Origin of the sequence: Streptococcus mitis (genome assembly GCF_005144795.1) — a bacterium.
Taxonomy (GTDB): domain Bacteria; phylum Bacillota; class Bacilli; order Lactobacillales; family Streptococcaceae; genus Streptococcus; species Streptococcus mitis_BB.
The window spans coordinates 113,338-127,646 of the sequence record NZ_SWFJ01000006.1 but is presented as its reverse complement, the minus strand read 5'-3'; the positions used below and the strand labels follow the sequence as shown (position 1 = coordinate 127,646).

Below are 14,309 nucleotides of genomic sequence, written 5' to 3'. Positions count from 1 at the left end.
GTGTTATAATGAAGCAATAGAATTCTTAGAAAGAGTGGATGTCTTTTTGATAACACCTACTTATGAATGGCAGTTTGCCCCGCAGGTTGAAGATGCGGATTTTACAAAGATAGCCAAGAAGGCTGGACTGGGTCCTGAGGTGGCTCGGTTATTATTTGAGAGGGGGATTCAGGACCAAGAAAGTCTGAAGAAGTTTTTAGAACCTTCTTTGGAGGACTTGCATGACCCTTATCTACTCCATGATATGGACAAGGCAGTGGAACGGATTCGTCAGGCCATTGAAGAAGGGGAAAATATCCTCGTTTACGGTGATTATGATGCGGATGGTATGACTTCGGCTTCTATTGTTAAGGAAAGTTTGGAACAGCTTGGTGCTGAGTGCTGTGTTTATTTGCCAAATCGTTTTACCGATGGCTATGGCCCTAATGCCAGTGTCTATAAATACTTTATCGAGCAAGAAGAGATTTCCTTGATTGTGACAGTGGACAATGGGGTTGCAGGTCACGAGGCTATTGCATTAGCCCAGTCTATGGGAGTAGATGTCATTGTGACTGACCACCATTCCATGCCTGAAACCTTACCAGATGCTTATGCTATTGTCCACCCTGAACATCCGGATGCGAACTATCCTTTCAAATATTTGGCTGGTTGTGGAGTGGCTTTCAAGCTGGCTTGTGCCCTTTTGGAAGAAGTACAAGTGGAATTGCTTGATTTGGTTGCTATTGGTACCATTGCTGATATGGTTAGTTTGACAGATGAGAACCGTATCTTGGTTCAGTATGGTCTGGAAGTGTTGGGACATACTCAGCGCATTGGTTTACAAGAAATGCTGGACATGGCTGGGATTGCCGCCAACGAAGTAACAGAAGAAACGGTTGGTTTCCAGATTGCCCCTCGTTTGAATGCTTTGGGCCGTTTGGATGATCCCAATCCTGCCATTGATTTGCTGACTGGGTTTGATGATGAGGAAGCGCATGAGATTGCCCTCATGATTCATCAGAAAAACGAAGAGCGCAAGGAAATCGTTCAGTCTATCTATGAAGAAGCCAAGACCATGGTGAATCTTGAGAAGAAGGTCCAAGTCTTGGCCAAGGAAGGCTGGAATCCTGGGGTTCTGGGTATCGTGGCTGGTCGTTTGTTGGAAGAATTGGGACAGACAGTCATGGTTCTCAATATAGAGGACGGTCGTGCCAAGGGTAGTGCTCGTAGTGTGGAAGCAGTCGATATTTTTGAGGCTCTGGATCCCCATCGAGACCTCTTTATCGCCTTTGGTGGCCATGCTGGCGCAGCAGGAATGACGCTGGAAGTGGAGAAACTCTCAGATTTGTCTCAGGTCTTGGAAGATTATGTCCGTGAAAAAGGCGCAGATACTGGTGGCAAGAACAAGTTAAATCTAGATGAAGAGCTGGATTTGGAGGCTTTGAGTCTTGAAACAGTCAAGAACTTTGAGCGCTTGGCACCTTTTGGAATGGACAATCAGAAACCTGTCTTTTATATTAAGGATTTTCAGGTCGAAAGTGCCCGTACTATGGGAGCAGGCAATGCCCATCTCAAGCTGAAAATTTCCAAGGGTGAAGCTAGTTTTGAAGTGGTAGCCTTTGGACAAGGTAGATGGGCGACAGAGTTTTCTCAAACCAAGAATCTAGAGCTGGCAGTCAAATTATCTGTCAACCAATGGAATGGCCAAACTGCTCTACAGTTGATGATGGTGGATGCGCGTGTGGAGGGTGTTCAACTTTTTAACATCCGTGGGAAGAATGCAGTCTTGCCAGAAGGAGTTCCAGTCTTGGATTTTGCTGGAGAACTACCAAATCTGGCGGATAGTGAAGTTGTTATCGTAAAAAACGTTCCTGAAGATATTACTCAGCTGAAGACCATTTTTCAGGAACAGAATTTCTCTGCTGTCTATTTCAAAAATGATATTGACAAGGCCTACTATCTGACAGGTTATGGGACTAGAGAGCAGTTTGCCAAATTGTACAAGATCATTTACCAGTTTCCAGAGTTTGATATTCGCTACAAGCTGAAGGATTTGGCTACTTATCTTAATATTCAACAAATCTTGCTGGTCAAGATGATTCAAGTGTTTGAAGAACTAGGCTTTGTGACAATCACAGATGGTGTTATGACAGTCAATAAAGAGGCACCAAAGCGGGAAATCGGAGAAAGTCAGATTTACCAAAATCTCAAACAAACCGTCAAAGACCAAGAAATGATGGCGCTGGGCACTGTGCAAGAAATTTATGACTTTTTAATGGAAAAAGAGTAGATGATAGGAAAGAGTTGGGCAACCAGCTCTTTTTTGAAAACAAATCTTCATTTTGAAAATCATTAAAAAAATGGTATAATGGTAAGAAAAGATTCGGCTAATACTCAATGAAAATCAGAGAGCAAACTAGGAAGCTAGCCGCAGGCTGTACTTGAGTACGGCAAGGCGAAGCTGACGTGGTTTGAATTTGATTTTCGAAGAGTATAAAAGTAATAGTGCTTTTAGAATAAGAGGGTAAGCAACCCTATAATCAAGATAAACTAAGATTTTGGAGGAAAAATGAGTAATATTAGTTTAACAACACTTGGTGGTGTACGTGAAAATGGGAAAAATATGTACATTGCTGAAATTGGAGAGTCCATTTTTGTTTTGAATGTAGGGTTAAAATATCCCGAAAATGAACAATTAGGGGTCGATGTGGTGATTCCAAAGATGGATTACCTTTTTGAAAATAGGGATCGTATTGCTGGGGTTTTCTTGACCCACGGGCATGCGGATGCCATTGGTGCTCTGCCTTATCTCTTGGCAGAGGCTAAAGTTCCTGTATTTGGGTCTGAGTTGACCATTGAGTTGGCCAAACTCTTTGTCAAAGGAAATGATGCCGTTAAGGAATTTAATGATTTCCATGTCATTGATGAGAATACGGAGATTGATTTTGGAGGGACTGTGATTTCCTTCTTCCCTACGACTTACTCCGTTCCAGAGAGTCTGGGAATTGTCTTGAAGACAGCTGAAGGTAGCATCGTTTATACAGGTGACTTCAAATTTGACCAGACAGCTAGTGAATCCTATGCGACAGACTTCGCTCGTTTGGCAGAAATCGGTCGTGACGGCGTCCTGGCTCTCCTCAGTGATTCGGCCAATGCGGACAGCAATATTCAGGTGGCTAGCGAAAGTGAAGTTAGGGATGAAATTACCCAAACCATTGCTGACTGGGAAGGTCGTATCATCGTTGCAGCTGTTTCCAGTAACCTTTCTCGTATCCAGCAAATTTTTGACGCTGCGGATAAAACAGGTCGACGTATCGTCTTGACAGGATTTGATATTGAAAATATCGTCCGCACAGCGATTCGTCTCAAGAAGTTGTCTTTAGCCAACGAAATTCTCTTGATTAAGCCGAAAGATATGTCTCGCTTTGAAGACCATGAGTTGATTATTCTTGAGACAGGTCGTATGGGTGAACCTATCAATGGACTTCGTAAGATGTCGATTGGTCGCCATCGTTATGTAGAAATCAAGGATGGGGACCTGGTCTATATTGCTACGGCTCCGTCTATTGCTAAAGAAGCCTTCGTTGCGCGTGTGGAAAATATGATTTATCAGGCAGGAGGGGTTGTCAAATTGATTACCCAAAGTTTACATGTATCAGGGCACGGAAATGCGCGTGATTTGCAGTTGATGATCAATCTCTTGCAACCCAAGTATCTCTTCCCGATTCAAGGGGAATACCGTGAGTTGGATGCCCATGCTAAGGCTGCTATGGCAGTTGGGATGTTGCCAGAACGCATCTTCATTCCTAAAAAGGGGACGACCATGTCTTACGAAAATGGAGACTTTGTTCCAGCTGGATCGGTTTCAGCAGGGGATGTCTTGATTGACGGGAATGCCATTGGTGATGTTGGAAATGTGGTTCTTCGTGACCGTAAGGTCTTGTCAGAGGATGGTATTTTCATCGTCGCAATTACCGTTAACCGTCGTGAGAAGAAAATCGTGGCTAAGGCTCGTGTTCACACGCGTGGATTTGTTTATCTCAAGAAGAGTCGCGATATTCTCCGTGAAAGTTCAGAATTGATTAACCAAACGGTAGAAGACTATCTTCAAGGAGATGACTTTGACTGGGCAGATCTTAAAGGGAAGGTTCGTGATAATCTGACCAAGTATCTCTTTGACCAAACCAAGCGTCGTCCAGCTATTTTACCAGTAGTCATGGAAGCAAAATAATCGTTGAAATAAACAGAGAGAAAGTCGAATTTCGGCTTTTTCTTATAGAAAAATAGAGGAAAAATATGGCAGTAATGAAAATCGAGTATTACTCACAAGTTTTGGATATGGAGTGGGGAGTGAATGTCCTCTATCCTGATGCTAATCGAGTGGAAGAACCAGATTGTACAGATATCCCCGTCTTGTATCTCTTGCACGGAATGTCTGGCAACCATAATAGTTGGCTCAAGAGGACCAATGTAGAACGCTTACTTCGAGGAACCAATCTTATCGTTGTTATGCCCAATACCAGCAACGGTTGGTACACAGATACTCAGTATGGTTTTGACTATTACACAGCTCTAGCAGAGGAATTGCCACAGGTTCTAAAACGCTTCTTCCCTAACATGACCAGCAAGCGTGAAAAGACCTTTATCGCTGGTCTCTCTATGGGAGGCTATGGATGTTTCAAATTGGCTCTTGCTACAAATCGTTTTTCTCACGCAGCTAGCTTCTCAGGTGCTCTTAGCTTTCAAGATTTTTCTCCTGAGAGCCAAGATTTGGGGACACCAGCTTACTGGAGAGGTGTGTTTGGGGAGATTAAAGATTGGACAACTAGTCCTTATTCTCTAGAAAGTCTGGCTAAAAAATCGGACAAAAAGACCCAGCTTTGGGCTTGGTGTGGCGAGCAGGATTTCTTGTACGAAGCCAATAATCTAGCAGTGAAAAATCTCAAAAAACTGGGCTTTGATGTGACCTATAGCCATAGTGCTGGAACTCACGAGTGGTACTACTGGGAAAAACAATTGGAACGGTTCTTAGCAACCTTACCAATCGATTTCAAATTAGAAGAGAGATTGTCATAATTTAGCTTTCTTTCAGCTTGTTTTAGTAAAATAGACTTTATTTGCTAGAAAGGTGGAGGAACATGCGCTGGATTTTTCGTTTGATAGGGGCTTTCTTTTCTTTTGTGTGGCGTTTGTTTTGGCGTCTAGTTTGGATAGCTTTTCTTTTGTGTGCTTTTGCTTTTGGACTTCTCTGGTATCTGAACGGTGATTTTCAAGGAGCGCTAAAGCAAGCAGAACGGTCAGTCAAGATTGGTAAACAAAGTATCGACCAATGGGAAAAAACAGGGCAACTGCCTAAGTTGAACCAGACAGATAGCCACCAACACTCTGAAGGAAGGTGGCCGCAGGCTTCTGCTCGTATTTACCTAGATCCGCAGATAGATTCACGCTTTCAAGAAGCTTATGTAGAAGCGATTCAGAATTGGAATCAAACTGGTGCCTTTAAGTTTGAACTGGTGACTGAGGCCAGCAAGGAAGATATCTTGGCTACGGAGATGAATGACGGAGGTACTCCTGTGGCAGGAGAGGCAGAAAGTCAGACCAATCTCTTGACGGGGCAATTCTTGTCTGTCACGGTACGGTTGAATCACTATTATCTGTCCAATCCAAACTATGGCTATTCCTATGAGCGCATTGTCCATACAGCAGAACATGAGTTGGGGCATGCGATTGGCTTGGACCATACAGATGAGAAGTCTGTCATGCAACCTGCGGGTTCCTTTTATGGTATCCAGGAAGAGGATGTTGCAAACCTCCGAAAAATATATGAGACTAGTGAGTAGGGAACAATCTTTCCCTACTTTTTTGCTATAATGGAACTATGAATAACTTGATTAAATCAAAACTAGAGCTCTTACCGACCAGCCCTGGTTGTTACATTCACAAGGATAAAAACGGCACCATTATCTATGTAGGAAAGGCTAAAAATCTGCGTAACCGCGTGAGATCTTATTTCCGTGGGAGTCACGATACCAAGACAGAGGCCTTGGTGTCTGAAATTGTGGATTTTGAATTTATTGTTACGGAGTCCAATATTGAGGCACTTCTCCTAGAAATTAACCTGATCAAGGAAAATAAGCCTAAATACAATATCATGCTCAAGGATGATAAGTCTTATCCTTTCATCAAGATTACTAATGAACGCTATCCTCGTTTGATTATCACCCGTCAGGTCAAAAAGGACGGAGGTCTTTACTTTGGACCTTATCCCGATGTGGGGGCAGCCAATGAAATCAAGCGGCTACTGGATCGGATTTTCCCTTTTCGTAAGTGTACCAATCCACCGTCTAAGGTCTGTTTTTACTATCATATCGGCCAATGTATGGCCCACACCATCTGTAAGAAAGATGAGGCTTATTTCAAGTCCATGGCTCAGGAGGTTTCCGATTTCCTAAAAGGACAGGATGACAAAATCATTGATGACCTCAAGGGCAAGATGGCAGTGGCAGCCCAGACTATGGAATTTGAGCGTGCAGCGGAATATCGTGACCTGATTCAGGCCATTGGAACACTTCGAACCAAGCAACGGGTCATGGCTAAGGATCTTCAAAATCGCGATGTTTTTGGCTACTATGCGGACAAGGGCTGGATGTGTGTGCAGGTTTTCTTTGTTCGTCAGGGCAAGCTCATTGAGCGCGATGTCAATCTTTTCCCCTACTACAATGATCCGGATGAGGATTTCTTAACCTATGTGGGACAATTTTATCAAGAAAAATCTCACCTAGTTCCCAATGAGGTGCTGATTCCGCAGGATATTGATGAAGAAGCTGTCAGGGCTTTGGTAGATACCAAGATTCTCAAACCCCAGCGCGGTGAGAAAAAACAACTGGTCAATCTAGCCATAAAAAATGCTCGTGTTAGTCTAGAGCAGAAGTTCAATCTGTTAGAAAAATCTGTCGAAAAGACACAAGGAGCTATTGAAAATCTAGGTCGTTTGCTTCAAATCCCAACTCCAGTTCGCATTGAGTCCTTCGATAACTCCAATATCATGGGTACCAGCCCTGTTTCGGCTATGGTGGTCTTTGTCAATGGCAAACCAAGTAAGAAGGATTATCGTAAGTATAAAATTAAGACTGTGGTGGGACCAGACGACTATGCCAGTATGAGAGAGGTCATTCGCAGGCGCTACGGTCGAGTACAGCATGACGGTTTGACTCCGCCAGATTTGATTGTCATTGATGGGGGACAAGGTCAAGTCAATATCGCCAAGCAAGTCATACAAGAGGAACTGGGTCTGGATATTCTCATTGCAGGTTTGCAAAAAAATGACAAGCACCAAACCCATGAATTGCTCTTTGGAGATCCGCTGGAAGTGGTGGAGTTGTCTCGCAATTCTCAGGAATTTTTCCTCCTCCAACGCATTCAAGATGAGGTGCACCGTTTTGCCATCACCTTCCACCGCCAACTGCGTTCCAAAAATTCCTTTTCATCACAACTGGATGGAATTGAAGGGCTGGGGCCTAAACGCAAGCAGAATCTCATGAAACATTTCAAGTCTCTGACTAAAATCAAGGAAGCCAGTGTGGATGAGATTGTCGAAGTTGGAGTACCGAGAGCAGTAGCAGAGGCTGTGCAAAGAAAGTTGAACCCGCAGGAAGAAGTGGAATTAGCTCAAGTGGCGGAAGAAAGAGTAGATTACCAAACAGAAGGAGAACACAATGAATCATAAAATCGCAATTTTATCAGATATTCATGGCAATACAACTGCCTTAGAAGCAGTGATTGCAGATGCTAAAAATCAAGGAGTCAGTGAATACTGGCTTCTGGGAGATATTTTTCTTCCTGGTCCCGGTGCGAATGACTTGGTCGCCCTGCTAAAGGACCTTCCTATCACAGCCAGTGTTCGAGGAAATTGGGATGATTGTGTCCTTGAGGCCTTGGATGGTGAATACGGTTTGGAAGATCCACAAGAAATCCAATCAATGCGAATGACCCAGTTTTTGATGGAGCGAATGGATCCTGCAACGATTGTATGGCTACGAAACTTGCCTTTGCTGGAAAAGAAAGAAGTTGATGGGCTGCGCTTTTCTATCTCTCATAATTTACCTGACAAAAACTATGGTGGGGACCTACTGGTTGGGAATGATACAGATAAATTTGATCAACTACTAGATGAGGAAACCGACGTGGCAATCTATGGTCATGTCCACAAGCAGTTGCTTCGCTACGGCAGTCAAGGGCAACAAGTCATCAATCCAGGGTCGATTGGCATGCCCTATTTTAATTGGGAGGCGTTAAAAAATCACCGTGCCCAGTATGCCGTGATAGAAGTTGAAGATGGGGAATTGGTAAATATCCTATTTCGTAAAGTCGCTTATGACTACGAAGCGGAGTTGGAATTGGCCAAGTCCAAGGGGCTTCCCTTTATCGAAATGTATGAAGAACTACGTCGTGAAGATAACTATCAGGGGCACAATCTGGAACTATTAGCAAGCTTAATAGAAAAGCATGGGTATGTAGAAGATGTGAAGAATTTTTTTGATTTTTTGTAAGAGTTTCCTAAAATAACCAATGCAAACTAAAAAAGCGATTGGCTGGTCCAATCGCTTTTAGTATATCTTATACTCAATGAAAATCAAAGAGCAAACTAGGAAGCTAGATGTAGGTTGCTCAAAGCACAGCTTTGAGATTGCAGATAAAGCTGACGTGGTTTGAAGAGATTTTCGAAGAGTATTATTGTAATTGAGATTGATCTGGAAGGTAAGAACCACCTAGATAAGTATTGCTGAGTTTTTCAAGGGTTCCATCTTGGTAGAGTTCTTTGAGCGCTTTATCAAATTTTTCTTTAAACTCCTTTTGGTCGCTTGAGAAAACGATATAGTTGTTGGGGCTATCGGCAGAAGGTAAATCAACGACTGAGAGATCTAAGCCACGGTCCTTGATAATCTTTTGAACCGATACCTTGTCAAAAACTAGGAAATCAAATTCACCGTTAGAGAGGTCTAAGATTCGTTTACCGATATCCTCTCCAGAAAAATCAATTGTAGCAGGATTGTCAGTGTGTTTCTGATTCCAGTTATTGATGAATTGAGCGTTTGAAGTTCCGGTATCCTCTTGCGTTGTTTTGCCAGCGATTTGGTCAAGTGAAGTCAGAGGATTTTTCTTGTTGCTGACAAGGACGAGGGGATTGTTCGAAATTGGGAGTGAGTAAAGGTATTTTTCAGCACGCTCTTTTGTGTAACTCAAGTTATTGGCTGCAGCCTGATAGTGACCAGAATCAAGTCCTGGAAAGATACTCTCCCAGGCAGTTCTTTGGAATTGAATCTCGTAGTCGCTGAGTTTTTCATCCACTGCTTTCAGAACTTCGATATCGAAGCCTGTTAGATTGCCCTTGTCTTCGTAGTCAAATGGTGGCACATCGCCAGCTGTAGCAACGACGATTGTCTTTTGAGAGTTAGTCTCTTTAGGTGTAGCTTGATTTCCACAGGCAACCAAAAATGGTAGGATGGCTAGTAATAGGCTAAATTTTTTCATAATGTCTCCATTCAAATGTAAGTTATCTGCTAGTTTATCAGAAACTTTCCCGATGAACCAATATATATTTTTTATGGCTGTGATAAAAAAACTTAATCATGAAAAATCCCTGCAAGCTCTTTCAAATTATGGTAGAATGGAAGCAGTAGAATTAGAAAAGGAAATCGATTATGAAATTTCTTGAATTAAATAAAAAACGTCATGCGACCAAGCATTTCACTGATAAGCCAGTGGATCCCAAAGATGTGCGTACGGCTATCGAAATTGCAACCTTGGCTCCAAGTGCCCATAACAGCCAGCCTTGGAAATTTGTGGTCGTTCGTGAGAAAAATGCTGAACTGGCAAAATTGGCTTACGGTTCCAACTTTGAGCAGGTATCATCAGCACCTGTAACCATTGCCTTGTTTACAGATACGGATCTTGCCAAACGTGCTCGTAAGATTGCTCGTGTAGGTGGAGCAAAGAATTTCTCAGAAGAACAACTTCAATACTTTATGAAAAATTCGCCTGCGGAATTTGCCCGTTACAATGAACAACAGGTCAGTGACTACCTAGCCCTCAATGCAGGTTTGGTTGCTATGAACTTGATTCTCGCTCTTACAGATCAAGGAATTGGCTCAAATATGATCCTTGGTTTTGACAAATCAAAAGTCAACGAAGTTTTGGATATCGAAGATCGTTTCCGTCCAGAACTCTTAATTACAGTGGGTTACACAGATGAAAAATTGGAACCAAGCTACCGCTTGCCAGTAGATGAAATCATCGAGAAAAGATAGAAGGAAGATAATATGACAGCAATTGATTTTACAGCAGAAGTAGAAAAACGCAAAGAAGACCTCTTGGCTGACTTGTTTAGCCTTTTGGAAATCAACTCAGAACGTGATGATAGCAAGGTTGATGCTGAACATCCATTTGGGCCTGGTCCAGTAAAAGCCTTGGAGAAATTCCTTGAAATCGCAGACCGCGATGGCTATCCAACTAAAAATGTTGATAACTATGCAGGACACTTCGAGTTTGGTGATGGAGAAGAAGTTCTCGGAATCTTTGCTCACATGGACGTGGTGCCTGCGGGTAGTGGTTGGGACACAGATCCATACACACCAACTATCAAAGATGGTCGCCTCTATGCGCGTGGAGCTTCAGATGACAAGGGTCCTACAACAGCTTGTTACTATGGTTTGAAAATCATCAAAGAATTGGGCCTTCCAACTTCTAAGAAAGTTCGCTTTATTGTCGGAACTGATGAAGAATCAGGCTGGGCAGACATGGATTACTATTTTGAACATGTAGGACTTGCAAAACCAGACTTCGGTTTCTCCCCAGATGCTGAGTTCCCTATCATCAACGGTGAAAAAGGAAACATCACAGAATATCTTCATTTTGCAGGTAAAAATACAGGCGCTGCCCGTCTTCACAGCTTCACAGGTGGTTTGCGTGAAAACATGGTACCAGAATCAGCAACAGCAGTTATTTCAGGTGATTTGGCTGACTTGCAAGCTAAACTAGATGCCTTTGTTGCAGAACACAAACTTAGAGGAGAACTCCAAGAAGAAAACGGCCAATACAAGGTGACGATCATTGGTAAATCAGCCCACGGTGCTATGCCTGCTTCAGGTGTCAATGGTGCGACTTACCTAGCCCTCTTCCTTAGCCAGTTTGACTTTGCTGGTCCAGCTAAAGACTACCTTGACATCGCTGGTAAAATTCTCTTGAACGACCATGAGGGTGAAAATCTCAAGATTGCTCATGTGGATGAAAAAATGGGTGCCCTTTCTATGAATGCCGGTGTCTTCCGCTTCGATGAAACAAGCGCTGATAATACCATTGCCCTTAACATCCGCTATCCAAAAGGAACAAGTCCAGAACAAATCAAGTCAATCCTTGAAAACTTGCCAGTTGCTTCTGTTAGCCTTTCTGAACACGGTCATACCCCTCACTATGTGCCAATGGAAGATCCACTTGTGCAAACCTTGTTGAATGTTTATGAAAAACAAACTGGCCTTAAAGGTCATGAGCAAGTCATCGGTGGTGGAACCTTTGGTCGCTTGCTAGAACGAGGTGTTGCCTATGGTGCCATGTTCCCAGACTCAATTGATACCATGCACCAAGCTAATGAATTTATCGCCTTGGACGATCTCTTCCGAGCAGCAGCAATCTATGCCGAAGCTATTTATGAATTGATCAAATAAAACGATAGAAGTCTGAGATTGTATGCTTAGACTTCTTTTTGGAGGGAAAGTAGATGTCTCAAATTGAAAGAATCAAGCGGGCTATTATGTCAGAACCACAGAATGCCAGCTATACAGAGCGTGGCATTGAGCCTCTCTTTGCAGCGCCAAAGACTGCTCGCATCAATATCATCGGTCAGGCACCTGGTCTTAAAACCCAAGAAGCAGGCCTTTACTGGAAGGACAAAAGTGGTGATCGTTTGCGAGACTGGCTAGGTGTGGATGAAGATACCTTTTACAATTCAGGTTATTTTGCTGTTTTGCCTATGGATTTTTACTTTCCAGGGCATGGAAAGTCAGGTGATCTGCCACCGAGAACTGGCTTTGCTGAAAAATGGCATCCGCAGCTCTTGCAAGAATTACCAGATATTCAGTTGACCCTCTTGATTGGCCAATATGCCCAAGCCTACTATTTGCAGGAGAAAGTCAGTGGCAAGGTAACAGAACGGGTAAAACATTACCAGAACTACTTGCCAACCTATTTTCCATTAGTTCACCCTTCACCACGAAATCAAATCTGGATGGCCAAAAATCCTTGGTTTGAGTCAGAAGTGGTGCCAGATTTGAAAAAAAGAATTAAAACCATTTTATAGTCAATGAAAATCAAAGAGCAAACTAGGAAGCTAGCCGCAGGCTGTACTTGAGTACGGTAAGGCGACGCTGACGTGGTTTGAATTTGATTTTCGAAGAGTATTAGGAGAAAAAGAATGAAAGAAATAACCTTTGACGCATTTTACCAGCTTTACCAAAACGACCAACTTTCTCTAGTGGACGTGAGAGAAATGGATGAGTTTGAAACTCTGCATTTAGAAGGTGCCCACAATCTACCGCTGAGTCAATTGGCTGATAGCTATGATCAGTTGGACAAGGATCAGTTACATTATGTTATTTGTAAATCTGGAATGAGATCGGCGCGTGCTTGCCAATTCCTGTCAGAACAAGGTTATGAGGTTATCAATGTACAAGGTGGCATGATGGCTTTTGAAGAACTTTAAACATTACAATTTTCTCCTACTTGGTGTGATCTCGGTAGGGGATTTTTTTTTAGACAATTCTCATTTTTAAGAATCTTGAAAACATTCAATATTTAATTCGTGATGCTTTTTTCAGACTCCTAATCGTGGTATACTAGGTCAGTATTTTATAAATATGAAGGAGATTTTCATGGCTAAAAAAGGTGCCCTAACAGGTTTGCTCCTGTTTGGAATATTTTTTGGTGCGGGAAACTTGATTTTTCCGCCTTCTCTAGGTGCTTTATCTGGAGAACATTTTCTTCCTGCCATCGCAGGTTTTGTCTTTTCAGGCGTCGGTATCGCCGTCTTGACCCTTATTATTGGAACGCTAAATCCTAAAGGATATATTCACGAGATTTCAACAAAGATAGCGCCTTGGTTTGCGACTCTGTACCTCGTAGTTCTCTATTTGTCAATTGGCCCATTCTTTGCTATCCCACGTACTGCTACAACGGCTTACGAAGTAGGTATTAGCCCCCTTCTGTCGGATGCAAATAAAGGTCTAGGCTTGATTGTCTTTACCCTTCTTTACTTTGCGGCAGCGTATCTAATCTCGCTTAATCCATCAAAAATCTTAGACCGTATCGGTCGTATTTTAACACCAGTCTTTGCTATTTTGATTGTTATCTTGGTTGTTCTAGGAGCTATCAAATACGGTGGAACAAGCCCTCAAGCTGCGTCAGCTGCTTATCAAGCTTCTGCATTTGGTACAGGTTTCCTAGAAGGTTACAATACCTTGGACGCCCTTGCTTCAGTTGCTTTTAGTGTAATCGCAGTTCAAACCTTGAAACAGCTTGGATTTTCAAGTAAGAAAGAATACATCTCAACTATTTGGGTTGTTGGTATCGTTGTTGCCCTTGCTTTCAGCGCTCTTTACATCGGTTTAGGTTTCCTTGGAAATCATTTCCCAGTACCAGCTGAAGCGATGAAGGGTGGAACGCCAGGTGTTTACATCTTGTCACAAGCGACTCAAGAAATCTTTGGTTCAACAGCTCAACTCTTCCTCGCAGCTATGGTTACCGTAACCTGCTTCACAACAACAGTTGGTCTGATTGTGTCAACAGCTGAGTTCTTTAACGGCCGCTTCCCACAAATCAGCTACAAGGCTTATGCAACAGTCTTTACCTTGATTGGATTTGCTATTGCAAATCTTGGTTTGAGTGCAATTATCAAGTACTCAATTCCAGTATTGGTTATCTTGTACCCAATCACGATTGCTATCGTTATGATTGTCATTGTCAACAAATTTGTGGCTCTTTCAAAACCAGGTATGCAGTTGACAATTGCTGTTGTTACAGCTATTGCTATTGCAAGCGTACTAGGAAGCTCGTTTAAGGTTGAGTTTCTTGCAAACCTTGTCAACGCTCTTCCTTTTGCCAAGGCATCTCTCCCATGGTTGGTGCCAGCTATTGTTGGAATTTTGCTCTCATTGGTTCTACCAAACAAGCAAGAAAGCGATGTTTTTGAAATGGAATAATCATTAAAATCACTTTTGTAGTCAAGTCTACAGGAGTGATTTTCTTTTTTATCCGATGATAAATGTGTTATAATAGGTAGC

The 14,309-nt window shown here is 42.6% G+C and carries 12 protein-coding genes; 11 read left to right on the top strand and 1 reads right to left on the bottom strand.

Annotation, left to right across the window (positions count from 1 at the left end):
- The first annotated feature begins 46 nt into the window (after positions 1–46).
- The 6 genes from recJ (at position 47) to FBF73_RS05565 (ending at position 8,528) form a co-directional block, all read left to right on the top strand.
- Positions 47–2,269, top strand: coding sequence for a single-stranded-DNA-specific exonuclease RecJ (gene recJ, locus FBF73_RS05595; protein WP_169435178.1), 2,223 nt, complete (start codon positions 47–49; stop codon positions 2,267–2,269).
- Positions 2,270–2,548: 279 nt separating this feature from the next.
- Complete coding sequence (locus FBF73_RS05585) at positions 2,549–4,210, top strand: ribonuclease J (protein WP_136937213.1); 1,662 nt, start codon at positions 2,549–2,551, stop codon at positions 4,208–4,210.
- 65 nt (positions 4,211–4,275) lie between these two features.
- On the top strand, positions 4,276–5,055 hold the full coding sequence (locus tag FBF73_RS05580) for an alpha/beta hydrolase (protein ID WP_136937212.1): 780 nt from the start codon (positions 4,276–4,278) through the stop codon (positions 5,053–5,055).
- A 62-nt stretch (positions 5,056–5,117) separates the two neighbouring features.
- The gene (locus tag FBF73_RS05575) at positions 5,118–5,819 is read left to right on the top strand and encodes a M57 family metalloprotease (RefSeq protein WP_136937211.1); all 702 of its coding nucleotides are present in this window, start codon (positions 5,118–5,120) and stop codon (positions 5,817–5,819) included.
- Between the two features lie 38 nt (positions 5,820–5,857).
- Positions 5,858–7,705 (top strand): excinuclease ABC subunit UvrC, encoded by a 1,848-nt coding sequence (gene uvrC, locus FBF73_RS05570; RefSeq protein ID WP_136937210.1) that lies wholly within the window; start codon positions 5,858–5,860, stop codon positions 7,703–7,705.
- Entirely contained in the window at positions 7,695–8,528 is an 834-nt protein-coding gene (locus tag FBF73_RS05565) for a metallophosphoesterase family protein (RefSeq protein ID WP_136937209.1), read from the top strand. The genes uvrC and FBF73_RS05565 overlap by 11 nt, the downstream gene beginning before the upstream one ends.
- A gap of 181 nt (positions 8,529–8,709) precedes the next feature.
- Here FBF73_RS05565 and FBF73_RS05560 read toward each other — a convergent pair whose 3' ends face one another.
- Positions 8,710–9,510, bottom strand: coding sequence for an amino acid ABC transporter substrate-binding protein (locus FBF73_RS05560; RefSeq protein WP_136937208.1), 801 nt, complete (start codon positions 9,508–9,510; stop codon positions 8,710–8,712).
- Between the two features lie 170 nt (positions 9,511–9,680).
- Here FBF73_RS05560 and FBF73_RS05555 point away from each other — a divergent pair, with 170 nt between their 5' ends.
- The 5 genes from FBF73_RS05555 (at position 9,681) to brnQ (ending at position 14,228) form a co-directional block, all read left to right on the top strand.
- Complete coding sequence (locus FBF73_RS05555) at positions 9,681–10,286, top strand: nitroreductase family protein (protein ID WP_136937207.1); 606 nt, start codon at positions 9,681–9,683, stop codon at positions 10,284–10,286.
- Positions 10,287–10,298: 12 nt separating this feature from the next.
- Entirely contained in the window at positions 10,299–11,699 is a 1,401-nt protein-coding gene (pepV, locus tag FBF73_RS05550; protein ID WP_136937206.1) for a dipeptidase PepV, read from the top strand.
- A gap of 53 nt (positions 11,700–11,752) precedes the next feature.
- Positions 11,753–12,331 (top strand): uracil-DNA glycosylase family protein, encoded by a 579-nt coding sequence (locus FBF73_RS05545; RefSeq protein ID WP_136937205.1) that lies wholly within the window; start codon positions 11,753–11,755, stop codon positions 12,329–12,331.
- 114 nt (positions 12,332–12,445) lie between these two features.
- Entirely contained in the window at positions 12,446–12,733 is a 288-nt protein-coding gene (locus FBF73_RS05535; protein WP_136937204.1) for a rhodanese-like domain-containing protein, read from the top strand.
- A gap of 169 nt (positions 12,734–12,902) precedes the next feature.
- On the top strand, positions 12,903–14,228 hold the full coding sequence (gene brnQ / locus FBF73_RS05530) for a branched-chain amino acid transport system II carrier protein (protein ID WP_169435177.1): 1,326 nt from the start codon (positions 12,903–12,905) through the stop codon (positions 14,226–14,228).
- Positions 14,229–14,309: the final 81 nt, after the last annotated feature.